Genomic DNA, 26,137 nt, shown 5'->3' on the forward strand with positions numbered 1-26,137 from the left:
AAGGCTTTTTTCTATTTATTTAAAATAATAACTAAAGCATCGAATTATTCAACAAAAAGTATTCAATTTTAATAATCCATTGTATTTTCGGCACAATAAATGTTTAATACTTCGTTATTAAAAAAACTTTAATCAATGAAACGACTATCACTTACGTTTATTCTTTTTACTGGAGTTTTACTCTCTGCACAAAACAAGACTATTGGCTTTGGAGAGAAATTAGTCTTTACTGCGTCATATAACATATCTGGTCTACTTACAGACATTGCTCAAGTAACAATGGAAACCAGTAAAGTAAGTACTTCAAAAAGCACTTTGATGCGTTTAAAATGTAGAGCTACAACATTTAGCAGCTTCGATAGTTTTTTTAAGGTTAGAGACTTATACGAGAGCTATGTTAGCCCAACCAGTTTAACGCCATATTTGTATAAACGTGATATTAATGAAGGTGGGTATTACAAATTTATGCAATACAAATACAGGCGCAAATCAAAATCAGTTGAGAGTATAAAAAAGAAACGTCGAAGCGATGGCACTATATGGGAAGAAAAGAAAACCTTAAATATTAGTAGCTCAACAAAAGATTTGGTAGCAACACTATATACATTACGAAATTTAGATATTAATAAAGCTAAGGTTGGAGACTCTTCTAGCTTTAAAGTATTGTTTGATAATGAAGAATCTACAGTAGTGTTTAAATATTTAGGAAAAGAAACTATTGCATCAAATATTGGACGTAAAGAATGCTATAAAATAGCCATAAGCCTTAGAGGTTCAGATTTGCTTAAAGGAAATAACTCTAATGTTATATGGTTAACGGCTGATGCAAATAAAGTTCCTGTACTAGCAAAATTTAAAATCCCTGTAGGCAATGGTGAATTAAAAATTAAGTCAGCCTCAGGTTTAAAAAACTAATATTATGAAAAAACTACTAATAATTCTAGGGTTCATTTCTGCTATATTAAGTGTTATATTATCAGTTACGCCACTCTACAAAATAGCTGTATTTCCAATTATTATAGCTTTTATTTGTGGTATAGCACTACTCTACTTAGCAAAGAAAAAACAGATAAAGACTAAGGCCATACAATATGTTTTCTTGCTATCCATTATTTCGTTATCATTTGTAATCTATAAGAGCATATTCCAAGAAACTGAAGTTGACAATACTGAAGAGCTCGAAAAATTAGATGAATCTTCTGAAGAAGAGGCTATAAAAGAATTAGAAGACCTAGAAATTGATGATTAGATTTTTTATTCAATTCTAATTTTTCCTTTATTTTTGAGCTTCAATAATTTAGTATAAATGAAGATATTAGTTGTTCCCCTACTACTTTTAGTTGGTACATGTTCTAATCAACGACATAGTGAAAAAGTTGATAATTTAAAAAACTCAATATCTTATTCTGAAAAAGCCCCTGTAGAAACGTATCTAAATACAATTACTACTGAAGACTTAGAAGTCCACCTTAATGAAATTGCCTCGGATAAGTATGCTGGTCGTAGAGCTGGTGCTGATGGACACAATGAAGTTTGTGATTATATCCGAAAGTATTACGATTCTCTACAAATAAAAGCACCAAAGGCGTATCCTGATTATTTTCAAACTATACCAAAGTCTTATTTACCGGAAGAATTAAAAGTCTCTCAAAATGTAATCGCTTATATAGAAGGTTCAGAATTTCCAGAAGAAGTTTTAGTAGTCTCTGCGCACTCAGACCATATGGGTGTAATTGATGGTAAAATACATAATGGTGCTGATGACAATGCTTCCGGCACATCTGCAATTATGGAGGTTGCACAAGCTTTTCAATTAGCAGTTGAAAATGGACACAGACCAAGACGAAGTATCGTTTTTTTGCATTTGACCGCTGAAGAATATGGCCTCTATGGGTCTCTTTTTTATACTGAAAATCCCGCTTTTCCTTTAGAAAATACAGTGGCAAATTTAAACACAGATATGATTGGTCGTGTAGACAAAAGGCATGAAGACAATGAAGAATATATTTATTTAATAGGCTCTGACCGTATTAGTACAGAGTTAGATTTCATAGTTAGAAAAGCTAATGAAGAGTTTACACATCTAGAACTAGATTATAAATACAATGCTTTAAATGACTCAAACAGATACTACAACCGTTCAGATCATTATAATTTTGCTCTAAAAAACATACCTGTAATTTTCTTTTTTAATGGTGAGCATAAAGATTATCATAAGCCAACAGACACTGTAGAAAAAATCAATTATAAAGTGCTTCAGAAAAGAGCTCAGTTAATTTTTGCAACTGCTTGGTATGTGGCAAATTCTGATAATCCGCCTGCAAAAGAAGTGCTTTGATGTTAAAGTATGTTAATCAAATATTGATTTGTGTTTTTACTCCTCAATATTTAGTTATTTTTAAACCTAAGACTAAATGCAGTCATAATTAACCGAAAACAAAATTCAATTACATAATGAAAAAATTAGTTCCTATCATATGTTTATCTACTATCATATTTGCCTGTGGTAGCGGAAAAGGTAATAACTCAAATGCTTCAAGTAAAAGTGTTGCCAATCCTGTAGACTATGCTAAAACCATAACGCAAGATGAGCTTAAGACCTTGCTGTATAAATATGCTTCTGATGAATTTGAAGGAAGAAATACTGGAGAGAAAGGTCAAAAAATGGCTGTCGAGTATTTAAAAGAACAGTACATGTCCATGGGAATTTCTTCACCCTATAATAATGATAATTACTTTCAAGAAGTGCCGCTTCAAAAACAACAAGTAGCAGAAGCAGAAATTATGGTTAACGGAACGTCTTACGATGCCTACACTAATCATATAGTCTTAGCAATCTCCAAAAGCTTAGACTTAAAAGCATCAGAAATCGTATATGTAGGTCACGGTATTGATGCAGATAATTATTCTGATTATAAAGATGTAGATGTTAAAGGAAAGATTGTTTTAGCGAAAGCGGGCGAACCAAAAGATGCAAGTGGAAACTACATAACTTCTGGAACAACAGAAAATACAAAATGGACAAATGGTCGTCAATCACTATCTAGTAAAAGAAATGCAGCTAAAGATAATGGTGCAAAAGCAATGTTATATTTTGATGGCAATTTGTTTTCTAGATATGCGCCATTCTACAAAAGAGGCATCTCAGGAAGGTTATCTTTAAAGACTAAAAGTGATGATTTTGCTTTTCTTATGATTGAAGAAAACTTGGCTAAGGCATTACATGACTCAATATCTGAAGATGGTTCAGCTAAAGTTTTGAGTACAAACCTAACATTGAAAGCTGAAAGAAAAGCTGAGGACATCATGTCAGAAAATGTTGTAGCTTTTATAAAAGGGTCTGAAAAGCCTGATGAAGTATTAGTTATATCTGCGCATTTAGATCATGAAGGTATTAAAAACGGTCAAGTATATAACGGTGCGGATGATGATGGCTCCGGTACAGTTGCAATTTTAGAAATAGCTGAAGCTTTTCAAGAAGCAGTAAAAAACGGACACACACCTAAGCGTTCTATATTGTTTTTACATGTTACTGGTGAAGAAAAAGGTCTTTTAGGATCTAGATATTACACAGATATGGATCCTATTTACCCTCTTAAAAATACTGTTGCTGATCTTAATATAGATATGATAGGTAGAATTGACCCTAAGCGTAAGGAAGGTGACCGTAACTATGTTTACCTTATTGGTAGTGACAAATTAAGTACAGAGTTGCATGAACTATCTGAAGACGTCAATAAAAAGTATACTAACATAGAATTAGACTACACATACAATGATGAAAATGATCCTAACCGTTATTATTACCGTTCTGATCATTATAATTTTGCCAAAAATAATGTTCCTGTAATTTTCTATTTCAACGGAACTCACGCTGATTATCACAAACCAAGTGATACACCAGATAAAATTGAATACGATTTGTTAGAAAACAGAACTCGCTTAGTGTTTCATACAGCATGGGAAGTTGCTAATAGAGATGAGCGCATTGTCGTAGATAAAGCTGAATAATAATCTTTATAACATAATACAAACAAAAAAAGCCTTTCAAATTTGAAAGGCTTTTTTTTGGGTGGAAGATGGGGCTCGAACCCACGACTTTCGGTACCACAAACCGACGCTCTAACCAACTGAGCTACAACCACCATTTTAATAGGACTGCAAATGTAAATTATTTCCCATTTTCTGCAAAGGCTTTTTTTAACTTATTTTAAATCAAATAAGCTTTCCACAGCAGGAAAACGTTCAACAGTATAACCTTCAGCATGTTCTACTCCTACCATACGGCCAGTGTTTCTTGCACGATACTCAATACTATCGGAAAAATTCTTACTAGATATTGGTGTTTCTGGTTCTTTACTATCAGGGTTATAAAACTGTGTTTTATAAGCAAATACAGATGCCATTTTTTGTTCCATAAAACCAGTTATATCTACTACAACATCAGGCTTTAAATCTTTCCATTGTATATAATGATAAACTGCTTTTGGTCGCCATGATGATTGACTTTTCCCATTTATCTCAGTTTCAATTTTAATTAATCCGCTTAAAAAACAAGCATTACTAACCAGTTGACTTCCCTTTCTATGATCTATGTGTCTATCATCAATAGCATTACAAAGCACAATTTCTGGCTGATACTTTCTAATCATTTTAATGACTTCTAATTGATGTGCCTTATCATTAACAAAAAAACCATCCGCAAAAGCTACATTTTCTCTAACTGCTACACCTAATATTTGTGCAGCATCAGCAGCTTCTTGATCCCTGGTTTCTGCTGTTCCACGTGTCCCTAACTCTCCACGTGTTAAATCAAGAATACCTACCTTTTTTCCGTTGGCAACTTCTTTGGCTACTGTGCCACCACATCCTAACTCTACATCATCAGGATGAGCGCCAATGGCTAATATGTCTAATTTCATCATAATATTTTTAAAACATCATTAGCTATGCATTCATAGCTTGTTCAATATCCTTCTTTAAATCTTTAAGGTTTTCTATTCCAACTGAAAAACGAATCAATTGGTCACTTATACCTACAGCGTTACGTTCTTCTTGAGTTAATAATGCATGTGAAGTCAAATGTGGAGAAATAACTGTACTCTCTATTCCTGCTAAACTCATAGAAGATTTTATCAATTTTAAAGCCTTCTGAAAGGTTTCGGAATCTAAACTTTTATCTAATTCAAAAGATAACATAGCACCAAAGCCTTTCATTTGGGCTTTTGCTAATTTATACTCGGGATGTGATTTTAACCCTGGATAATATACCTTAGAAACTTTTGGATGTTTATTTAACCATTTGGCAAGTTTTAAAGCGCTTTTTGTTTGGGCTTTTACACGCAATCCCAAGGTTTTCATACTACGTTCTAGCATCCAAACCGTCATATCACTTAGGCTTCCTCCTAAATTCTTTGATACGTTCCAAATACGATCCATATGTTCTTTTGAACTTGCTACAGCTCCTGCACAAATATCGCTATGACCTCCAAAATATTTAGTAGCGGAATGCATTACCATATCAATACCGTAGCTAGCCGGGTTTTGATTTATAGGTGAGGCAAATGTATTGTCAATGGAAGTTAATATCCCTTTTGACTTTGCCAGCTCAGCAATAGCTTTAATATTAGTAATTGTAAGCAAAGGATTTGAAGGTGTTTCAATATGTATCAGTTTTGTATTTGACTGAATTGCTGCTTCAAAATCTTTTACTTCATAACCATTTGTAAAGGTATATTCTATGCCATACTTTGGGAATTCTTCTTTTATAAAATTCACTGTGCCTCCATACAGTGTATTCTGTACGACTAAATGGTCACCCTTACTTAAAAAAGCCAAAAACATATGGCTAATCGCTGCCATTCCAGACCCAAATATCATAGCGGTTTCAGTACCTTCTAATGCAGCTATTTTTTTTGATAAATACTCCTGGTTTGGCGTATTAAAATAACGAGGATATCGCTTAACATCCACATCTAAAAACTCATAGGAAGAGCTCAAATACATTGGAGAGACAGCGCCTTTAAACTGCTTATCTTTAATTTCACCAACATGAGTACAGATTGTATTTACACCTAATTTCTTTTCTGACATATTGTGCATTTTTATTACCATAAAAGTAATGAAAAGTGTGCTATACTTTTACTGATTTCCAATATCCTTTTTTAAACCAAAAAATACCTAAAATTACGATGAGAACCTCAGCCAAAGTTATAGCTAAAAATACGCCTAATGGTCCAAAATCAAATGTCAACGCCATGAGGTAAGCAAACGGTAATTGAAATAACCAAAAACATATAAAGTTTATCCAAGTTGGTGTTTTTGTATCACCAGCTCCGTTAAAGGCATTAATAACTACCATACCATAGCCATAGAAAATATAGCCTGCTGCAATAATTCTAAGGCATAGCGCTCCATTTCTAACTACCTCAGCTTCTTGAGAAAACAACCCAACTATTTGGGGTGCAAATAATAAATATATAACAGAAACTATACCCATAAAAGCAGCACTGTACTTTCCGGTTTTCCATACAGATTGTTCTGCACGGTCTGGTTTCTTAGCTCCTAAATTTTGACCAACTAATGTAGCCGCTGCATTACTCATTCCCCATGCTGGCATTAATGTAAACATCATAACACGAATAGCAATTGTGTAACCTGCTAATACTTCACTACCAAATTCGCTCATTATACGCATTAAAAAGACCCATGACGATGTTCCTATTAAGAATTGTCCAATACCACCAAGTGAAACTTTTATGAGATTAACCATAACAGCCACTCTTATCATGAGATCCTTGAGACCAACTTTAATACGACTCCATCCGTAGAACAATACAAATAATTGAAAGATAACTGCTGTACCTCTACCAATTGTTGTAGCTATTGCAGCACCTTGTACACCATAAGCAGGAATTGGTCCAAATCCAAAAATAAATATTGGGTCCAAAATAATATTTAAGCTATTAGAAACAATTAAAGCCCACATAGCAACTGAAGCGTCTCCTGCACCTCTAAAAATGGCATTGATTAAAAAGAGTAACATAATGGTTACGTTGCCGCCTAAAAGTATTTGTGTATAACCATAGCCTTCTTCAATGAGATCAGCTTCTCCGCCCATAAGACCAAGAATCTCTTTAGGATATAATATTCCTATTGCACTGATAAGGGCAGCAACGATAATACCAAGAAAAATAACTTGAACTGCTGCCTGAGAAGCACCTTCATTATCTTTTTCACCAATACGTCTTGCTACAATAGCAGTAGCAGCCATACTAAGACCAATTGCAACAGCATATACAAGAGTAATAACTGATTCTGTAAGACCAATAGTAGCTACAGCATTAACGCTAACTTGAGAGACGTAAAAAATATCTACGATAGCAAAAATAGATTCCATAAGCATTTCCAATATCATTGGAATGGATAACATAAAGACGGCTCTTCGGATACTACCAGAAGTAAAATCTTGTTCCTTGCCAGAAACAGCGATTTTAAAATATTTAAAAAATTGTTTTATTGAGATTTTGTTTGATTGCATAGTTGAAATAAGTTTAATATAAAATGTATCAAGTAATACTATTACTTGATAATTAAGACATCGCAGAGGAAGCGACAATTTTTCCGAAAGGTTAACTTATGCTATCATAATGTCAAATATGCACATTATTTTTCAATTAGAAAGGAGTTCTATTAAGTAATTAATCTCTTTTACCAATATTATTGTAGGCTCTAATAATAAAAAATGCCCAAAGTGCTACTAGTGCAGAAACAACAATAGAAAACCAAAATACAATATCATCTGCCTCCATTGTTAAGAATTTTAAGGTAAATCATCACACCTAATAACGTTGGAGCCCATAGGCCTACAAAGATACCATGCAATTTATCACCAGTTAAGAATAAGTATTCTGCTACAATAATTATGACTGCACATAATGCAAGCATTAAGAAGTTTGCAGTGCCTAACTTTTTGAAGTTATTCATTTAATGAGTTGGTTTTATGCCAACAAGTTAACAAAAATGAATTTTACTTCAATAAATTCTAGTAAAATAAATATGCTAGTAATGCTGTTTATATTTTTTATAAGCGAAAAAGGCAACTATGGTAATAATACCTAATGTAATTGCTATAAACTGAAAACTTATTATTTGATCTCCACTTGCATAAGCATGCAAACCTGACAAATAAAAGTTAACACCAAAGTAAGTCATCAAGATACTAGCAAATGTTAATACAGATAATAAGTTATATAACCATTTACTTCGTAATCCTGGTACCAATCGCATGTGTATAACAAACGCATAAAACATTATACTAATCAATGCCCATGTCTCTTTTGGGTCCCAACCCCAATAACGTCCCCAACTTTCGTTTGCCCACATACCACCAAGAAAATTACCTATAGTTAGCATAACCAAACCTACGGTTAAAGCCATCTCATTAATAATGGTTATTTCTTTAATATTCAAGCCTACTCTCTCTTTATTTTCTTTTGTTGTAATAATCATTAAGAATAACGATACAAGTCCAAGTATCATACCTATAGCAAAAGGCCCATAACTGGCTACAATAACTGACACATGTATCATTAACCAATACCCTTGTAAAACAGGCTGCAAATTACCAATAGCTGGGTCCATCCAATTCCAATGTGCAACCATTAAAATTACTGATACCACAAAAGCAGATGCTGTTAATGTTAATCTACTTTTTCTTCCAAAGAGTAAACCAAACAACATTGTAGCCCAGGCTACATATATCAAGGATTCATATGCATCACTCCAAGGTGCATGACCAGATAAATACCAACGCGTAATTAATCCTCCAGTATGAAGAATAAACAAGAAAATAATAACACCTACTAAAATCTTAATAGCTACTTCTAGAGCTTTACTTCTATGCTTGAGTATTTGCCATATGATAAGAATAAATAGTAAAGTACTTGCATACATATACCAACTGAAAAGTTTCTTGAAAATATCGTATTTGTTATATGCTATTTCTGTTCTAACTTTTTCATCGGATAACATCACGTCACTACCGAGCTTTTTTTGAGTGGATTTAAAATCTTCAAGTAATCTATCTGCATTGGTGAAATCATTTTTTTGTTTGGCATTATTTAAAGTCATTAAATAATAAGCAAAACCATTTCTTATAAAGTTACCATATAAAGAATCTGTTTGTTTTATTTCATCTTTAAAACGACCGGCCTTGAATTCATAAGACGAAATCCAAGTATTGTTTTCGTCATTTGGTACTGGGAATACTTTAAGTGAGCGTCCTTCTATTAAATCCGAAAGGAGGCTCAAACGCTCGTAAGCCATTTTAATTTCTTTTTGCGACCCATTAGGTATTTGAGCACTAAAGGCATCTTCTAAATAAGGTTCTAACTTATAGGTACCGTCAGGATTAATAAAATCTAGTAAACTAGCATATTTTACAGATGTATCTACTCCAATAATACCTCGAACAGAATCGGCTTTTCGAGCAGCTAAATAAATAATTGGAATATTATACCAAAGTTGTGGACTTTCTTGAATAGACAATAGGACTTGAGTTGCTTCTAACCCTTCATAAGTATCACTTTTACTTAACTTACGCAATACCTCTGAGGCATAGGTATGCATTGGCATCATACGCCCGCTAACATCTTGAATCACCATCTTAGCAAACTTATCGGCATGCTCTTTTGGTGTTATGTTTACCTTTAAAATAGAATCTAACTGTGATTTTGTTGGTCGCTTATTTTCTTTATTGTGATTGTGACCATCATTTGCAGAATGATCTTGAGAGAAGCCAAACAAGCCTATACAAAGTAACAATCCTGTTAATAATTTTGTCTTTTTCTTTTTAAGCCTTTCAAGCTGTTTTCTTAATTCATCAAAACGTGTATTCTTTGAAAACATGATAGCCATAAGTCCAAAATAGAGTAATAAATATCCCGCATAGGTGATGTAAGTTCCCCACATGTCATGGTTTACAGAGAGGATAGTCCCTTTTTCATCTGGATCATAGCCTGATTGAAAAAAACGATAGCCTTTATGGTCTAATACATTATTCATATAAATTCGATAATCAAAATCTTCTTTTTCATTATCAAATACTGTCACTTTACTTTCAAATGATTTTGGAACATTCTGTGTTCCTGGATATTTTTCAGCAATAAAATCATTCAACTTTATTGAAAAAGGCAATTCTATTATTTTAGATCCATATAGCATTTCAATATCTAATCCACCAACTTCAATTTTTTCTAAACCCCCATAAGTGCCTTTTCCACCAATTAATCCAATTTCTTTAGTCTCGCCATTTGCAGTAACATCTATAATAAGTCCGTCTTCATCATTTTTTAATATTCTAGATTTTTTAACCACTCCAAACTCGCCCTTTAACACAGGATTAGGAATTACAATCTGCATATTTCCTATGATATAACGAGAACGCAGCGCTAAACGTTGTAAACTATCTTTGACTAATTTACCCTGTTGCATCGTAGCCATCGTTAAATACTCACCATCATAGGGCGAATTGATAAAAATACCATCATCTGTGTTGGTTATATTTATAGCACCTTCTTGATATTTATTTAATGAAAAAAGAATGTTATGAATACTCTGAACTTGACCTTCTTCTAAAAAGTGATTATGTGGCTTTCCATTTCCAGCTTCAACTATCTTTAAGTATGATTTTCCATTATCATTAGGAATGACATCCTTTTCGGCACCAACAATAAACTCTTTTAACTTAATTGTAACTTCGGTATTACCGTAATCAAAAGTTTTTTCAAAATCGTTATCTAGACGTGGAGAAAAATCAACTTCTTCTTGAATATTACGTTGTTGTAGTTGTCCTTTGACCTTATAATCTCCTACTATTCGACCTTGAATATAAGTTTTAAGAGATAGCATCTGGTTCGCAGTTTCTCCTTCTCTAATGGGCATAGCGCCTTCATAACCAATATAGCGTGTCACTCCCGCACCTACGATAATGAATATCCACGACAAATGTAAAATCAAAGTAGCCCATTTCTCTTTGCGCCATAGACGATACCTTCCGATATTACCAAAAAAGTTGATAAGAAAAAAGACCATTATAGCTTCAAACCACCAAGCATTATATATGTAATGTCTTGTAAAAGGGGTTGGCGAAGTATCCATGTTGCGGTCTAAAATAGTACCGACAGCCATGGCAACGGCAAAAACAATAAATAAAGTGGCAGTAAGTCTTGTGGAAAATAGGAAATTAGCGATTTTCTTTTGCATAGTGTATGCTTATTTTAAGCTCGTGCAAAGATAAGCCTTTTAACCGATTTTTCTAGCCTAGAGTTTATACTAAAAGTTGTTAAATTTCTTTAAGAAACTATAGTCTTTATTTTGTCATGAATTTCGAGCTTCAAAAATCTTCAAATACAAGAAAGTACCCATTTTACGTGCTCGGCGTTTAGCATTCTCTGCATAATCGCCTTCAAATAACTCATCTATGGTCTCAAACCATAAGTTTAACCATAATCCAAAATGCAACTCAGTAATACTATTATTATGCTTAGCATCTACATTAACATGAGCTTTTAAGGGATTACCCGTAAACTTTGTTTTTAGAAACAAACTCGATTCCCAAAATGTGGTTAAGTGCTGTAAATGCTCTTCCCAATTCTTAATTGTTTCATTAAAAAAAGGGCCCAAAACCTTGTCTCTTCTAATCTTTTGATAGAATGAAGAAACTAATAAATAGATATCTTCTCGAGTTTTAATATCTGTCTTTTTCATACACTACCAAAGGTAGGTTTTAATTTTAAGTTATTGAGACTAAGAGTATTTTTGTCTCGGTAGATTTCTTAGTATTTTAGCAGTATGATTTCAGTAATATTACTTGGAGCTGGTAATGTAGCTTCTCACTTATATAACGCATTTTCAGCTTCAGATTCTGTTGAAATAAAACAATGGTATAATCGCTCGTATGATGCTATAAAAAGTTTTGAAAATGACACTGAAGTTATTGATGACTTATCACAATTAAAAGAAGCAGACATTTACATAATTGCAGTAAGCGATGATGCCATTGCAAATTTATCTAAGTTATTACCTTTTGACAATCGTTTTATTGTTCATACATCTGGAAGTGTGAGTCTTCACGATTTGGATAAAAAAAATTCGAGAGGTGTTTTCTATCCGCTACAGAGTTTTTCTAAAGATGCTGAAATTGATTTTTCGACTGTTCCTATTTGTATTGAAACTGAAGATAAAAGCAGATTACAAACTCTTAAAACTATAGCAGAAGCTATAGGAAGCAAGCATTATAAAATTTCAACCGAACAGCGACAAACACTGCATCTTTCAGCTGTATTTGTAAATAATTTTACGAATCAAATGTACCGTATTGCACATGAAATAAGTGACGCAAAAAGTATTAATTTTGAGATACTAAAACCTCTGATTTTAGAAACTGCAAACAAAGTTCAAGACATGTCTCCATACATGGCACAAACTGGTCCAGCAAAACGAAATGATAAAAAAACTTTGAAAAAGCATTTAAAGCTTATTAAAGACGAAGAACATCAAGACATCTATAAATTGATGACAAAATCAATTCAGAAAACACACGGTATTAAATATCGCTTTGATATAAAACGAAAAAATAATAATGAACGATAAAAGCTATAAAGAATACTTAAATGATATTACGACATTTATTTTTGATGTTGATGGTGTATTAACTGACGGTTCTGTGACTGTGACTACAGATGGCGAAATGCTTCGCACAATGAATATTAAAGACGGATTTGCTCTAAAAACAGCTGTTGATGCGGGTTACAATGTCTGTATTATTTCTGGAGGGTCTAACGAAGGTGTTCGTAAAAGACTTAGTGGTTTGGGCATTAAGGATATTTATTTAGGCGCTCATAACAAGATTGAGCAACTCAATGATTATTTCAGCAAAAACGAAATTGCCAATAACCAAACGCTCTACATGGGAGATGATATTCCGGATTATCCAGTAATGAAGCTAGTGGCTTTACCATGTTGTCCTCAGGATGCTGTACCAGAAATAAAAGAGGTTTCTAAATATATTTCTCACAAGAATGGTGGTAAAGGAGCCGTTAGAGATGTTATTGAACAAGTACTTAAAGTACAAGGCAAATGGAATGGTAATTTTAATGCCAAGTATGATTAAAATCAGTCTTCTGTACAACCATCTATGATATACTTTTTTAAACTTATTCGCTGGAAAAATCTTCTACTAATAATACTTGCGCAGCTTCTAATAAAGTATGCACTTTTAGAACCCTTAAAAGTAGATTACGGATTAGATACTGCATTAACACCTCTTGGCTTTATTTTGCTGGTAATAGCAACCATATCAATTGCTGCTGCTGGTTATATTATTAATGATATAGAAGATGTTGAAGCAGATACGATTAATAAACCCGATTCTGTAATCATCGGTAAGCAAATCTCTGAAAAATCAGCAACAAACCTATTTATCATATTGAATATTATAGGTGTTGTTTCAGGTTTTTTAATATCAAGAGCTGTTGATAAATCTGCATTTTTTGTTTTATTTATTATCACATCTGGGTTATTGTACCTCTACTCTACTTATCTAAAGCGAATCACATTAATAGGTAATATAGTAATAGCTGGTTTAGTAAGTTTAAGTATTCTTTTGGTAGGTATTTTCGATTTAATTCCTGTGATTAGTGATAGCAATAAATCTTCACAATTATTCTTTCTGAGCCTTATTAAGGACTATGCCATCTTTGCCTTTATGATTAATTTACTCAGAGAGTTAGTAAAAGACATTGAAGACACAGACGGAGATTATAAAATGAATATACAAAGCATGCCTATACTTTTAGGAAGAAGTAGAGCAACAAAACTCGTTTTTATCCTATCATTAATTCCCCTGATGATTATTGTTTTTTATCTTTCTAACAACCTCTACAAACAACCTATGGCTATTGGCTATGTTCTTATTCTAATCGTAGCCCCGATGATTTATAGTACAATAAAACTCTTCAATGCCACGCATAAAAAAGATTACAAACACATTAGTACCGTTTTAAAACTGATAATGCTAACTGGTGTTTTATCATTATTACTATTTCAATTTATTCTCCTCAAATAATGCTGAAAGAGATTCTAAAGCCATATCGTCTTATTTTAGCATCAGGTTCTCCAAGACGCCACCAATTCTTCAAAGACTTAGGCTTAGAATTTGAGATAATTCTTAAGCCCATAGAGGAAGTTTATCCAGAACATTTGAAGCGTGAAGAAATCACAGACTACTTATCTAACTTAAAAGCCAAGCCTTTTGTTTTAGATTTAAAGTCTAACGACATCTTAATTACAAGTGACACAATTGTCTGGCACAATAATAAAGCACTTGGCAAACCAAAAGACGAACAAGACGCTTTTAGCATGCTTAAATCTATGAGTGATGGGACACATGATGTTATCTCTTCTGTTTGTTTTACTCAAAAAAACAAACAAAAAGTAGTGAATACAACTACCAGAGTAACCTTCAAAAAACTAACAGATCAAGAGATTTGGTATTATATAAAAACCTATAAGCCTTTTGACAAAGCTGGTGCATATGGCATCCAAGAATGGATTGGAGCTATAGGCATTACTTCTATTGAAGGTTCTTATAACAATGTAGTTGGTCTACCAACACACATCCTATACGAAACGTTAATTAACATTTCTAAAGACGAATAAATCGTATCTTTAAAACAAAAAAATTGAAATGAATAATTCTGTAAAAAGCATCACAGTTTTTGTGAGTTTTATTTGTGCTTTTGTTATTGCAATTTCTTGCAAAGATGAAATATCAAAGCAAGAATCAGATAATACAATCATTGCTAAAGCCGAAAAAAAGCCTGAGATTCTAAAGCCTGCTTTTGAGTTATCAAAAGATTTTAATGAGTATTGGTATGCTGGCGAAGCAGAAATAACATCTTATAAATTAGAGCAAGCACGTTACGGCGAGATTAGAGACGGTAAAGCTGTATTGGTTTTTGTAACCGAAGATTTTTTACCAGAGATACAAGTAAAGGCAGATAACTACAGTAAAGACAATATCCCTGTTCTAAAATTGAATGCTACAAAGAATTTTAATACTGGCATTTATCCGTATTCAATAATGCAGAGTACATTCTATCCTGTTTCTAATAACAAACATGCTATAAAAGTGTCTGCTTCAATACAGGAATGGTGTGGTCATGTATACGCACAATTAAATAATAGAGATGATTTTGAAATTAAGTCTCACTCCTATTTTCAATCTGAAGCTGACCAAGAAATATCTCTCGAAAAATCTATAACAGAAAATCAATTATGGACCCAGTTACGTATTAACCCAAAATCACTTCCTACTGGAAAAATAAAAGCCATTCCGTCATTAGAATATATGCGATTAAAGCATGGTAAATTTAAAGCTTACGAAGCCGAAGCAGAGTTAAAAAATGATGCTTATACACTTTTCTACCCAGATTTAAATAGAACACTAAAAATCAATTTTAATCAAGAGTTTCCACATGACATTATGGGTTGGGAAGAAACGTTTCGGGATGGTTATGGGCCAAATGCAAAGCTCTTGACAACTAAAGCTACCAAAATTAAAACCATAAAATCTGCTTATTGGGGCAAAAACTCTAATGCAGATGAAGGTTTAAGAGAAACTTTAGGGTTGAAATAATACATTCTTATAACCGTTAAATAAATCTAAAATCTCATACACGGCATAGTAACTTTTTTACCTTTGAGAAGTAACTAACTAAAACACTATGCATCGCATAAAACTAGGTATCTTATTCCTTATTGCTATTACATATTCTGTAAATGCACAACAACCAAAAAAACTAAATTCATCAGAAATATATGAAGCCGTACAAAAGCTCAATGTATTAGCCTCTGTGCTTTATGTAGCTGCGCATCCCGATGATGAAAATACACGCTTAATTGCATACATGTCCAATGAAGTTAAGGCACGTACAGCTTATTTGTCTTTAACTCGTGGCGATGGTGGTCAAAATCTTATTGGTCCAGAAATAAGAGAATTACTAGGAATTATGCGTACACAAGAGTTACTAGCTGCAAGAGGCGTTGATGGTGGAGAACAACGTTTTACTCGCGCTAATGACTTTGGTTTTTCCAAGCATCCTGATGAGACTTTAAATATATGGGATAAAGATGAAGTTTTAGCCGATGTGGTTTGGAATATTCGTCAATTTAAACCAGACATTATTATAAACCGTTTTGACCACAGAAGAGCTGGAAGAACACATGGGCATCACACGAGTTCTGCAATGCTAAGTTTAGAGGCATTTGACTTGGTAAACGATGCTTCAAAATACGCATCACAATTAAAGTATACAGACACTTGGCAGCCACAACGTATATTCTACAATACATCATGGTGGCGTTACGGAAGTCGTGAAGCTTTCGAAAAAGTAGATAAAAGCAATATGCTCAACTTTGATGTGGGTATTTACTATCCATTAAAAGGATTATCCAATAACGAATTGGCGTCTATTGCAAGTAGTCAACATTTGTGTCAAGGGTTTGGCCGCATGACTTCCCGTGGAACTCAAGACGAATATATTGAGTTCTTAAAAGGAAAACCTCTTGATGGTGATAGTCCATTTGCCGGTATAGATATTAGCTGGAACAGAATTGATGGTGGAAAAGCCATAGGAGACCTATTAGAAAATGTTGAGGCAAATTTCAATTTTGCAAACCCTTCTATTCACATTCCAGAATTGGTTAGAGCCTATCAATTGCTTCAAAATGTAGAAGATGAGCATTGGAAAAACATTAAAACAGAAGAACTAAAAACAATCATTCAAGCTTGTACCGGCTTGTATCTAGAGGTTTCGGCTAATAGCCCAACAGCAACTAAAAACGAAGCTGTACAATTAAGAATTGAAGCTTTAAATAGAAGTAATACTAATATTCAATTAGTGTCTTATTCTATGACCTCTTTAAAAAATGCTGTCACTAAAAATATTAGCCTTCAAAAAAATAAAAGGATTAATCTCGAAGAAGGCATTACAATACCGAATAACACATCATATACGTCTGCCTATTGGTTAACTAAAAAAGGGAGTTTAGGCATGTACGATGTTGCAGACCAGACTCTAATTGGTAAGCCTGAAACACCAAGAGCAATTAATATTACATTCAATTTAAATATTGAAAATGTATTAATTCCTATTACCAAACCTGTAGTTTACAGATATTCTAAACCTGATAAGGGTGAATTATACCGTCCTTTCGAGATTGTACCACCTGTATCTGCTAGCCTTAAAGACAAGGTTTTCATTTTTGAAAATGATAAGCAAAAAGAAATCGAAGTTGTTGTAAAAGCTGGCAAAAATAATATTGAAGGCTATGTACAAATGGCCTATCCAAACGATTGGAGTGTTTTCCCTGAGAAACAAAAAATTAAAATCGAAAATAAAGGAGATGCTCAAACATTAGTGTTTACCGTCATTCCGCCAAAAAATCAAAGTGAAGGATTAATTACACCTATGGTAAATTTGGATGATGAGTTTTATACCAAAGAGCTTGTAGAAATTGATTATGCACATATCCCATATCAAACGGTTTATTTGCCAAGTGAAAGTAAATTGGTGCGCCTAGATATTCAGAAAAAAGGAAATAATATTGGCTATATAGAAGGTGCTGGAGATGTTGTTCCGGAAAGTTTAAGACAAATTGGCTATAAGGTTACCATTATTAAACCTGAGCAAATCACTGCCGATAATCTAAGTGATTTTGATGCGATAGTTGTTGGCATTAGAGCTTATAATATTTTAGATGACTTAAAGTTCAAGCAAAAATACTTACTAGATTATGTAAATGATGGTGGAAACCTTATTGTACAATACAATACCAGTAGAAGAATAAAAGTCGATAAAATAGCGCCATATGAATTAAAGTTATCACGTGATAGAGTTACTGACGAAAATGCTGAGATTACAATTCTTGAACCTAATCATCCCGTATTAAACTTTCCAAATAAGATTACAGAAAATGACTTTAAAGGTTGGGTACAAGAACGTGGCTTGTACTTCCCAAACAAATGGGGAGAAGAATTTACACCGCTGTTTTCTGCAAATGACAAAGGAGAGTCTGCTAAAAAAGGAAGTTTATTAGTTGCTAAATACGGAAAAGGGAATTACATCTATACTGGTTTGAGTTTCTTTAGAGAATTCCCTGCTGGAGTTCCTGGAGCCTATCGACTATTCGCAAATTTACTATCTGCAGGAAAAGAGAATACACCAAACTCAAAACTAAACGATTAATCTATGGAACAACAATCTCCAGAAAAGCAACCATGGTTAAAATCGTATACCATTGTACTTGTAGCAAATCTTATTTATATCATTTTGTTTTACCTCATAACTCAAGCATTTTAGTATGGTTTTAAGTTGGATTGACTGGACGGTACTAGCCGCTACCCTATTAACAATAGTTGGCTATGGTACTTGGGTTACTAGAAATAATAAAAGCGCACAAGATTATATAAAAGGTGGAAACTCTACTAAATGGTGGACTATTGGCCTTTCCGTTATGGCGACGCAAGCTAGTGCTATAACGTTTTTATCGACCACAGGCCAAGCTTTTTCTGATGGTATGGGCTTTGTACAGTTTTATTTTGGTTTACCCATTGCAATGGTTATTATCTGTGCTATTTTTATTCCACTATATCATCGTTTAAAGGTTTACACAGCTTATGAATTTTTAGAAAATCGTTTTGACTTAAAAACAAGAAGCTTAACCGCTATTCTATTTTTAATTCAACGCGGTTTGGCAGCAGGTATAACCATTTTTGCTCCAGCAATTATTTTATCTATAGTCTTAGGCATTAACATTGTTTACCTCAATATTATCATTGGTGTTTTAGTCATTATCTATACAGTTTCTGGTGGAACAAAAGCTGTTACCGTAACTCAAAAACAGCAAATGTTTGTCATTTTTGCTGGTATGCTTGCCGCACTTTTTATCACTTTAAATTTAATTCCTGATGAAGTCACTTTTGGAGATGCATTAGAAATTGCAGGTGCAAGTGGACGTATGGAAGTTCTTGATTTTTCATTTGATTTAGAAAATAGATACACGGTTTGGTCTGGCTTAATTGGCGGAACATTTTTAGCGCTTTCTTATTTTGGTACAGATCAGAGTCAAGTTCAGCGTTACCTCTCCGGAAAAAGCATGAAAGAAATGCAAATGGGACTACTTTTTAACGGTTTACTTAAAGTACCAATGCAGTTTTTTATTCTACTTGTTGGTATTATGGTATTCGTTTTTTATCAATTTAATCCATCTCCATTAAACTTTATCGATGCCTCAACAAAAACAGTTTTGACTTCAGAGTACGGAGATGAATATAGATCCTTACAGCAAAAGCAAAACCTACTTTTTACTGAGAAAAAGGAGTTAAGTCTTTCATTGGCCAAAAACGAAAGTGCTATTTTAATCGAAAAAATTTCTAAACTAGATAGTGTTGAAAAAACGTATCGCCTAGAATCTAAATTTCTAATCAAAAAAGCAATTGATTCTGCTTACACCACTAAATACAATGCCTTAAAATCTGAAGTCGAAGCTCTAAAATCAAATCCCAAGAGTGAAACATACATTTCAAAGTCAGAAGAATTAAATACATTGTACAAATCCGCAGCCAAGGATACGCAAACTAATGATCGAGACTATATGTTCATTAGATTTATCCTTAATCAATTACCTGTTGGTCTAATTGGGTTATTGTTAGCCGTTATATTATCTGCTGCTATGTCCTCAACAGCTTCAGAGATTAATGCACTTGCCACAATTACTTCGATAGATTTATATGGACGAAATATAAAAGAGAAAAAAGATGATGCTAGCATGGTAAGAGTGACCAAATGGTTTACATTGGGTTGGGGTATCGTTGCTATAATAATTGCTTGCTTTGCTAATCTAGCAGAAAATCTCATTCAACTTGTAAACATCATTGGTTCTATTTTTTATGGAAACGTACTAGGTATTTTCTTATTGGCTTTTTTCTTTAAACATATTAAAGGTAATGCAGTATTTACTGGAGCCTTAATTACCCAAGTAATTATAATCGTTGGTTGGTGGTATGATTGGATGCCCTACCTATGGCTAAATTTATTTGGATGTGTACTAGTTATTGTAATTACTAATCTTATTCAAAGTGTAACAAAGTCTAAGTAAAATCAATAAAAAAAGCGACTTAAAATATAAGCCGCCTTTTTTTTACTTAAAATTAAATAATTACAATGCGCCCCATTCTTTTAATGAATCTTCATTCATTTTCACATAACCTGCATTGTTTGATTTCTTTGCATCAGCTAATGACGCCTTAGCAGCTTCAATGGCTCCTTTTTTATCACCTGCGGCAGCATATACCAAAGATTTTTGTCTTAAATGCCAAAAACGTGGCTTATCAACCATACTCAAGGCTTTATCCATCCATTTCTTAGCGAGTTGAGGGTCTTTTCCTTCTGTAGTATAATACACCGCAGCATTATAATAATCTCCCATACCAGGTCCAGCTAATGCTTTGTCTATAGTCGCTTGAACTTTATCTTCTGTTGGAACTGTAAATGGAACAGCGGCATAGCTTTTTTCCCAAATCAACTCTAGATGAGCACCATTGTTTGTAATGCTATTAATATCTATTGCAAATGTTTCAACATTAAAAGGAATTTCCATCACTTCAACTTTTGCCGAAGCTACGACTTTGCTATCGTCCCACTCTGCTGGTGCTCCCCAATTTTCAGTATCAGCATACAGCATAACATCCCAATCTGTTTTAGAATTTAATCTTGTGAAAATAGCGTAAGAACCCGCTTTTACATCTTGTCCAGCAATAGTTACGTCATCACTAAAAGTAATGATTGTATTCTTATTTGCTCCAGTTCTCCAAATGTTTCCTCCATAAGGCTCTAAAGAACCAAATATTTGACGTCCTTTAACACTTGGTCTAGAATATTCTATAGTAATATCTGTTAATCCGACCTTCTGCTCAATTTTAGAAAAAGGACTTGGTTGTGGCGTTTCAACCTGAGCATTTACAGAAAAAAATAATGCAAATGCAAAAGTTAATAGTGCTAATTTTTTCATTTTATATAGTGTTAGAATTTGTTAGTTTGTAAAATTAAGACTTAGCCAAAGCAGAAGATGTTAAGAAATCCTTAAAATCAATTAGTGACGATTTACTAGAACATTTTTGACAAAACTATTGGGCATAACATATATTAATCGTAATATTGCAATAAACAAATTAATAGGATATGGGATTAATTAAATCTGAAATATTTACAGACAATCAAAACAAGATTTCTACTCTAGCAAAGGCTTTTGCACATCCGGCAAGAGTTGCAATCTTACAGCATATTTTTCAATCAAACTCGTGTATTTGTGGTGATTTGGTTGAAGAAATTGGCTTGGCACAATCCACTATATCTCAACATTTAAAAGAGTTAAAAAATATTGGATTAATTAAAGGAAATATTGAAGGTACAAGTGTTTGCTATTGTATTGACAAAGACAATTGGTCCAATATGAAAAATACTATAAACGAATTTTTAAACCAAGATGCATTAGAGAATAACTGTTGTTAAAACCTATAAATTATGAAACTATCAGAAATAAAAACACACTTAGAACAACTTGAAACCATTGCGTTTAAGTTACCAAATGGCAACTTAGTACCAAGTCATTTTCACGTAACAGAAGTTGGTAAAATATCAAAAACATTTATTGATTGTGGTGGCACATTAAGACAAGAAAGTGTCATTAATTTTCAACTCTGGGAAGCTAATGATTATGACCATAGATTGCACCCAGAAAAACTATTAAGTATTATCAATCTTTCTGAAGAAAAATTAGAATTGAAAGATGTAGAAATTGAGGTTGAGTACCAGTCAGATACTATTGGAAAATATAGTTTAGGATATTCCGAAGGTAACTTTTTATTGCTATCTAAACAAACAGATTGTTTGGCAAAAGATAACTGCGGTATACCAGTTGAAAAACCAAAATTAAAACTTTCAGAACTACAAACTCAAGCCGCAGGATGTTGCTCTCCTGAATCTGGTTGTTGTTAAAACTTAATAAACCAATTATGAACGAAAAACTAAATCAACTTATCGAAACGCTTGAGCTTTCTACAATATCAGAAGAAAGAAAAACGATACTTAACAAACTCGTAACGTTTATTCAATCAAAAAAAGACAAAGGCTTACCTGTAAACCTCAACTTTATTTGCACGCACAATTCACGTCGTAGTCATTTGTCTCAGATATGGGCACAAACCATGGCTCACAAATTCAAAATAGCAAATATATTTTGCTATTCTGGAGGAACAGAAGCTACTGCCATGTTTCCTTTCGTTGGTGACACTCTTAAAAAACAAGGATTTGAGATTCATAAACTTTCAAACGAGGAGAATCCTGTATATGCTGTAAAATTTGCTGAAGACTTACTTCCTATTATCTGTTTTTCTAAGACTTTTGATGCAAATTTTAACCCCAAAACTAATTTTGCAGCAGTAATGACCTGTTCTCATGCTGATGAGAATTGTCCATTTATAGCCGGTGCTGAACAACGTATTCCTGTTAGGTATGAAGACCCCAAAGCATATGATAATACACCATTACAAGACGAAAAGTATACCGAACGAAGCCTGCAAATTGCTACCGAAATGAAATATATTTTTTCTAAAATCAAGTCATAATGAAAAAAGAAATTAGTGAATTAATTGGCACTTTTGCTATGGTTTTTTGCGGTTGTGGCGCCATGACTATTAACGAAATTACAGGTGGAGACATTTCTCATGTAGGCGTAGCCATAACTTGGGGATTAATTGTAATGGCAATGATTTATGCATTTGGAGAGATTTCTGGTGCACACTTTAACCCTGCAGTAACAGTAGCATTTGCAGTTGCAAAAAAGTTTAATTGGAAATATGTACCAAGATATATTTTGTTTCAAATAGTCGGTGCTTTTTTAGCAATAGGAGTATTATGGTTTTTATTCCCCGATTCTACAAGTTATGGTCATACTTATCCAGCAGAAGGTTTCGAGCCTTATAAGGCTTTTATTCTAGAACTTATACTAACCTTCTTTCTAATGGTGGTTATCATTAACGTTTCTACAGGTAGCAAAGAAATTGGTACCATGGCAGCAATTGCCGTAGGTGGAATTATTTTATTAGAAGCTATGTTTGCTGGACCTATGACTAAGGCCTCGATGAATCCAGCGCGTTCAATAGCCCCTGCCATAATTTCAGGGAATTTACAGCATTTATGGCTGTACGTGACTGCTCCATTTATTGGAGCAATTTTAGCAGTAATAAGCTGTAAACTTGTTAAAGATGACAACTGTTGTAATGAGGGCTGTTAATTAAACACCATAAGGAGTTTCGTATTGTTGTTAAATTTTGTTTAACTATTTTATAATATAGTTAAACATTCTTATATTAGCATTGTAAATTTATATTACAATGGCTAAGAAAAAAACTATTTCAAAATCAGATTTAATTACATTTTTTATGGATCATGTACTTATGCATGACCATAAACCAAAATCAGTGTATGCTTTTGCAAAAGCTCATAATTTTGATGAAGCTAAATTTTACGAGCATTATGGTTCATTTGAGGCATTAGAACAATCGATTTTTAAAACTTTTTTTGATAATACGCATTCTATTTTAAACAAAAGCGAAGAATACCAATCGTTTGATGCCCGTAACAAACTACTGAGCTTTTATTTTACGTTTTTTGAAAACTTAACTGCAAACCGAAGCTACGTTGTTTATGCATTAGGAAATCATAAAGAACAGATGAAATCTCTTAAAACATTATCTCAATTAAAGAGTAGTTTCAATAACTACATAGAGCAATTAGGCATAAACATGCTTGATTTAAAACAAGACCGATTAGAAAAAATTCAAAATAGAGGTCTTAAGGAATCTACATGGCTTCAACTTTTAATCACCATAAAGTTTTGGTTAGACGATACATCACCTTCATTTGAAAAAACAGACATATTTATTGAAAAATCAATAAATACAGGATTCGATTTAATTGATACTACGCCATTACAAAGCATTATAGATTTAGGCAAGTTTATGATTAGGGAAAAAATAAGAATGAATTAATGCATGAAAACAATAGACAGTATACCAATTACTAAAATATCTAGAGCAACAAAGCTCGTCTCAACAGGTGCAAAAGTTGGTGTAAACTATTTAAAATACTACGGTGATAAATTAGTAAATCCGGAAAAAGAAGCTAAAGAGCGTCTAAATAAAAACAATGCAGAAGACATATACGATAGTCTGAAAAAGCTTAAAGGTAGTGCGCTTAAAGTTGCACAAATGCTAAGTATGGAAAAAAGCATTTTGCCTCAAGCTTATGTCGAAAAGTTTTCGCTATCACAATTTTCGGTTCCCCCATTATCACCCCCATTGGTGGTAAAAACTTTCAAAAACTATTTTGGAAAACATCCCGAAGATTTGTTCGATACTTTTAATGCAACCTCGGTTAACGCTGCCAGTATTGGTCAGGTCCACCTTGCAGAAAAGGATGGGAAAAAATTTGCTGTGAAAATTCAATATCCTGGGGTTGCAGAAAGTATTGCGTCAGATTTGGCTTTGGTAAAACCTATTGCCATCAAAATGTTTAACATCAAAGGAAAAGATTCGGATAAGTATTTTAAAGAAGTTGAAAATAAACTAACCGAAGAAACTAATTACATCTTAGAAGTTGCACAAAGTAAAGCTGTTGTAAATGCCTGTAAACATATTCCTAATCTAGAATTTCCTGAGTATTATGAAGAATTATCTTCTGAACGTATCATCACTATGGATTACATGAAAGGTGAACATCTTTCTGAATTTGTTGCGCACAACAAAGACCAAAATGTATCAAACAAATTAGGTCAAGCCCTTTGGGATTTTTATATGTTCCAAATTCACAACCTACGTAAAGTACATGCAGATCCTCATCCAGGAAATTTCCTGGTATCTAAAGAAGGTAAACTAATTGCTCTAGATTTTGGATGTATGAAAGCCATTCCTGATGATTTCTACATTCCCTATTTTGAATTAGCCAAAAAAGAAAGCATAGAAAACCCTAAGGTTTTTACAGAAAAACTATATGAATTAGAAATCTTACGTTCTGACGATTCTCCTGAAGAAATAGAATTCTTTAGCGCGATGTTCCATGATTTGTTAAGTTTATTTACACAACCGTTTCATAACGAGACTTTCGATTTTTCGAATCCCGAATTCTTCAATAAAGTTGCAGAAATGGGACAACGCTACTCAAAAAGTACAGAGCTCAGAAAAATGAATGGTAATAGAGGCTCTACTCATTTCATTTACATTAACCGCACATTTTTTGGCTTGTACAATCTTATGTTTGACTTAAAAGCCGAAGACGTTAAGATTAATAATTTTATAAAACTTTAATGGCAGCGTTTAGTATAGACGATATTAATGAGATGCATCATCTTTATCGCATCAATCTAATTAACAGTTGTTCTGGTTACAAATCTGCTAATCTTATAGGCACAAAAGATAAAGATGGCAATAGCAATGTTGCGATATTTAGTTCAATAACCCATCTAGGTTCTAATCCGGGTTTGCTTGGTGTTTTTATGAGGCCTACAACAGTAATTAGACACACCTATGATAATATTAAATCTACTGGGAAATACACTATTAATCATATCCATGAAGGCATTATAGAAGACGCACACCATACTTCGGCTAAATATGCCAAATCGGTATCTGAGTTTGATGTTACCAAATTAGAAGAAGAATACAAGAATGAGTTCCCTGCACCATTTGTAAAAGGTTGTCCAATACAAATTGCAATGCAATACCAAGAGGAATATCATATTAAAGTAAACAATACCATTTTATTAGTAGGAAAAATTGAAAAACTTTATGTAGAAAATGAGCTTTTAGAAAAAGATGGGTTTATCAATTTGTCAAAAGGAAAAGTGGCAACTATAAATGGTCTTGATGCGTATGCCGTACCTGAATTGAAAACTAGATTAGAATACCAACGTCCTAAACAAGGATTTGCACATCGTGATGGCTGAATTTTGAAGA

General features: G+C 33.2%; 25 protein-coding genes and 1 tRNA gene. 18 read left to right on the forward strand and 8 right to left on the reverse strand.

Annotated elements, in window-relative coordinates; genetic code table 11:
- Window positions 1-135 precede the first annotated feature (135 nt).
- The 4 genes from IEV10_RS10070 (at window position 136) to IEV10_RS10085 (ending at window position 4,011) form a co-directional block, all read left to right on the forward strand.
- Window positions 136-915: a DUF3108 domain-containing protein gene (locus tag IEV10_RS10070; protein WP_188374592.1), complete on the forward strand. Its 780-nt coding sequence runs from the start codon at window positions 136-138 to the stop codon at window positions 913-915.
- A 4-nt stretch (window positions 916-919) separates the two neighbouring features.
- Window positions 920-1,249: a membrane-associated sensor domain-containing protein gene (locus IEV10_RS10075; RefSeq protein ID WP_188374593.1), complete on the forward strand. Its 330-nt coding sequence runs from the start codon at window positions 920-922 to the stop codon at window positions 1,247-1,249.
- A 57-nt stretch (window positions 1,250-1,306) separates the two neighbouring features.
- Window positions 1,307-2,338 (forward strand): M28 family metallopeptidase, encoded by a 1,032-nt coding sequence (locus IEV10_RS10080; protein WP_188374594.1) that lies wholly within the window; start codon window positions 1,307-1,309, stop codon window positions 2,336-2,338.
- A 116-nt stretch (window positions 2,339-2,454) separates the two neighbouring features.
- Window positions 2,455-4,011 carry a M28 family metallopeptidase gene (locus IEV10_RS10085; RefSeq protein WP_188374595.1) on the forward strand — a complete coding sequence of 519 codons (1,557 nt, stop codon included), beginning with the start codon at window positions 2,455-2,457 and terminating at the stop codon, window positions 4,009-4,011.
- Between the two features lie 59 nt (window positions 4,012-4,070).
- On the opposite strand, the gene IEV10_RS10090 is transcribed toward IEV10_RS10085, so the two are convergent.
- From IEV10_RS10090 to IEV10_RS10120, 7 genes are all read right to left on the reverse strand, one after another.
- Window positions 4,071-4,146: transfer RNA gene (locus IEV10_RS10090), tRNA-His, on the reverse strand.
- A 59-nt stretch (window positions 4,147-4,205) separates the two neighbouring features.
- The gene (bshB1, locus tag IEV10_RS10095) at window positions 4,206-4,922 is read right to left on the reverse strand and encodes a bacillithiol biosynthesis deacetylase BshB1 (RefSeq protein ID WP_188374596.1); all 717 of its coding nucleotides are present in this window, start codon (window positions 4,920-4,922) and stop codon (window positions 4,206-4,208) included.
- A 25-nt stretch (window positions 4,923-4,947) separates the two neighbouring features.
- Window positions 4,948-6,093: a trans-sulfuration enzyme family protein gene (locus tag IEV10_RS10100; RefSeq protein WP_188374597.1), complete on the reverse strand. Its 1,146-nt coding sequence runs from the start codon at window positions 6,091-6,093 to the stop codon at window positions 4,948-4,950.
- Window positions 6,094-6,133: 40 nt separating this feature from the next.
- The gene (locus IEV10_RS10105; RefSeq protein WP_188374598.1) at window positions 6,134-7,540 is read right to left on the reverse strand and encodes an MATE family efflux transporter; all 1,407 of its coding nucleotides are present in this window, start codon (window positions 7,538-7,540) and stop codon (window positions 6,134-6,136) included.
- Window positions 7,541-7,797: 257 nt separating this feature from the next.
- Entirely contained in the window at window positions 7,798-7,986 is a 189-nt protein-coding gene (locus IEV10_RS10110; protein ID WP_188374599.1) for a hypothetical protein, read from the reverse strand.
- Window positions 7,987-8,061: 75 nt separating this feature from the next.
- On the reverse strand, window positions 8,062-11,265 hold the full coding sequence (locus IEV10_RS10115; RefSeq protein ID WP_188374600.1) for a cytochrome c biogenesis protein CcsA: 3,204 nt from the start codon (window positions 11,263-11,265) through the stop codon (window positions 8,062-8,064).
- Between the two features lie 114 nt (window positions 11,266-11,379).
- The gene (locus tag IEV10_RS10120; protein WP_188374601.1) at window positions 11,380-11,769 is read right to left on the reverse strand and encodes a group III truncated hemoglobin; all 390 of its coding nucleotides are present in this window, start codon (window positions 11,767-11,769) and stop codon (window positions 11,380-11,382) included.
- Window positions 11,770-11,853: 84 nt separating this feature from the next.
- Between IEV10_RS10120 and IEV10_RS10125 the strand changes: the two genes are divergently transcribed.
- The 7 genes from IEV10_RS10125 to IEV10_RS10155 all read left to right on the forward strand — a co-directional run bounded on the left by IEV10_RS10125 (window position 11,854) and on the right by IEV10_RS10155 (window position 20,223).
- Window positions 11,854-12,654: a Rossmann-like and DUF2520 domain-containing protein gene (locus IEV10_RS10125; RefSeq protein ID WP_188374602.1), complete on the forward strand. Its 801-nt coding sequence runs from the start codon at window positions 11,854-11,856 to the stop codon at window positions 12,652-12,654.
- Complete coding sequence (locus IEV10_RS10130; protein WP_188374603.1) at window positions 12,644-13,174, forward strand: KdsC family phosphatase; 531 nt, start codon at window positions 12,644-12,646, stop codon at window positions 13,172-13,174. The genes IEV10_RS10125 and IEV10_RS10130 overlap by 11 nt, the downstream gene beginning before the upstream one ends.
- A 24-nt stretch (window positions 13,175-13,198) precedes the next feature.
- Window positions 13,199-14,128, forward strand: a complete 930-nt coding sequence (locus IEV10_RS10135; RefSeq protein WP_188374604.1) for a geranylgeranylglycerol-phosphate geranylgeranyltransferase — start codon at window positions 13,199-13,201, stop codon at window positions 14,126-14,128.
- Window positions 14,128-14,721 carry a Maf-like protein gene (locus IEV10_RS10140; protein WP_188374605.1) on the forward strand — a complete coding sequence of 198 codons (594 nt, stop codon included), beginning with the start codon at window positions 14,128-14,130 and terminating at the stop codon, window positions 14,719-14,721. The genes IEV10_RS10135 and IEV10_RS10140 overlap by 1 nt, the downstream gene beginning before the upstream one ends.
- A 28-nt stretch (window positions 14,722-14,749) precedes the next feature.
- A complete protein-coding gene (locus IEV10_RS10145) occupies window positions 14,750-15,700 on the forward strand; it encodes a septum formation inhibitor Maf (RefSeq protein ID WP_188374606.1) in 951 nt (316 codons plus the stop codon).
- Window positions 15,701-15,788: 88 nt separating this feature from the next.
- Window positions 15,789-18,311 (forward strand): PIG-L family deacetylase, encoded by a 2,523-nt coding sequence (locus IEV10_RS10150; RefSeq protein ID WP_188374607.1) that lies wholly within the window; start codon window positions 15,789-15,791, stop codon window positions 18,309-18,311.
- Window positions 18,312-18,426: 115 nt separating this feature from the next.
- A complete protein-coding gene (locus tag IEV10_RS10155; RefSeq protein ID WP_188374608.1) occupies window positions 18,427-20,223 on the forward strand; it encodes a sodium:solute symporter family protein in 1,797 nt (598 codons plus the stop codon).
- A 60-nt stretch (window positions 20,224-20,283) separates the two neighbouring features.
- Here IEV10_RS10155 and IEV10_RS10160 read toward each other — a convergent pair whose 3' ends face one another.
- A complete protein-coding gene (locus tag IEV10_RS10160; RefSeq protein ID WP_188374609.1) occupies window positions 20,284-21,135 on the reverse strand; it encodes a DUF2911 domain-containing protein in 852 nt (283 codons plus the stop codon).
- 170 nt (window positions 21,136-21,305) lie between these two features.
- On the opposite strand from IEV10_RS10160, the gene IEV10_RS10165 reads away from it, so the two are divergent.
- From IEV10_RS10165 to IEV10_RS10195, 7 genes are all read left to right on the forward strand, one after another.
- Window positions 21,306-21,635, forward strand: coding sequence for an ArsR/SmtB family transcription factor (locus tag IEV10_RS10165; RefSeq protein WP_188374610.1), 330 nt, complete (start codon window positions 21,306-21,308; stop codon window positions 21,633-21,635).
- A 12-nt stretch (window positions 21,636-21,647) separates the two neighbouring features.
- Entirely contained in the window at window positions 21,648-22,121 is a 474-nt protein-coding gene (locus tag IEV10_RS10170) for a DUF6428 family protein (RefSeq protein ID WP_188374611.1), read from the forward strand.
- A gap of 17 nt (window positions 22,122-22,138) precedes the next feature.
- Window positions 22,139-22,750, forward strand: a complete 612-nt coding sequence (locus IEV10_RS10175) for an arsenate-mycothiol transferase ArsC (RefSeq protein ID WP_188374612.1) — start codon at window positions 22,139-22,141, stop codon at window positions 22,748-22,750.
- The gene (locus tag IEV10_RS10180) at window positions 22,750-23,418 is read left to right on the forward strand and encodes an MIP/aquaporin family protein (protein WP_188374613.1); all 669 of its coding nucleotides are present in this window, start codon (window positions 22,750-22,752) and stop codon (window positions 23,416-23,418) included. Before IEV10_RS10175 ends, IEV10_RS10180 begins: the two co-directional genes overlap by 1 nt.
- A 100-nt stretch (window positions 23,419-23,518) precedes the next feature.
- Complete coding sequence (locus IEV10_RS10185; RefSeq protein WP_188374614.1) at window positions 23,519-24,175, forward strand: TetR family transcriptional regulator C-terminal domain-containing protein; 657 nt, start codon at window positions 23,519-23,521, stop codon at window positions 24,173-24,175.
- A 3-nt stretch (window positions 24,176-24,178) separates the two neighbouring features.
- Window positions 24,179-25,489, forward strand: coding sequence for an ABC1 kinase family protein (locus IEV10_RS10190; RefSeq protein ID WP_188374615.1), 1,311 nt, complete (start codon window positions 24,179-24,181; stop codon window positions 25,487-25,489).
- Complete coding sequence (locus IEV10_RS10195) at window positions 25,489-26,127, forward strand: flavin reductase family protein (RefSeq protein ID WP_188374616.1); 639 nt, start codon at window positions 25,489-25,491, stop codon at window positions 26,125-26,127. The genes IEV10_RS10190 and IEV10_RS10195 overlap by 1 nt, the downstream gene beginning before the upstream one ends.
- Window positions 26,128-26,137 lie beyond the last annotated feature (10 nt).

The sequence above is a fragment of the Winogradskyella haliclonae genome, from assembly GCF_014635865.1.
GTDB classification, from domain to species: domain Bacteria; phylum Bacteroidota; class Bacteroidia; order Flavobacteriales; family Flavobacteriaceae; genus Winogradskyella; species Winogradskyella haliclonae.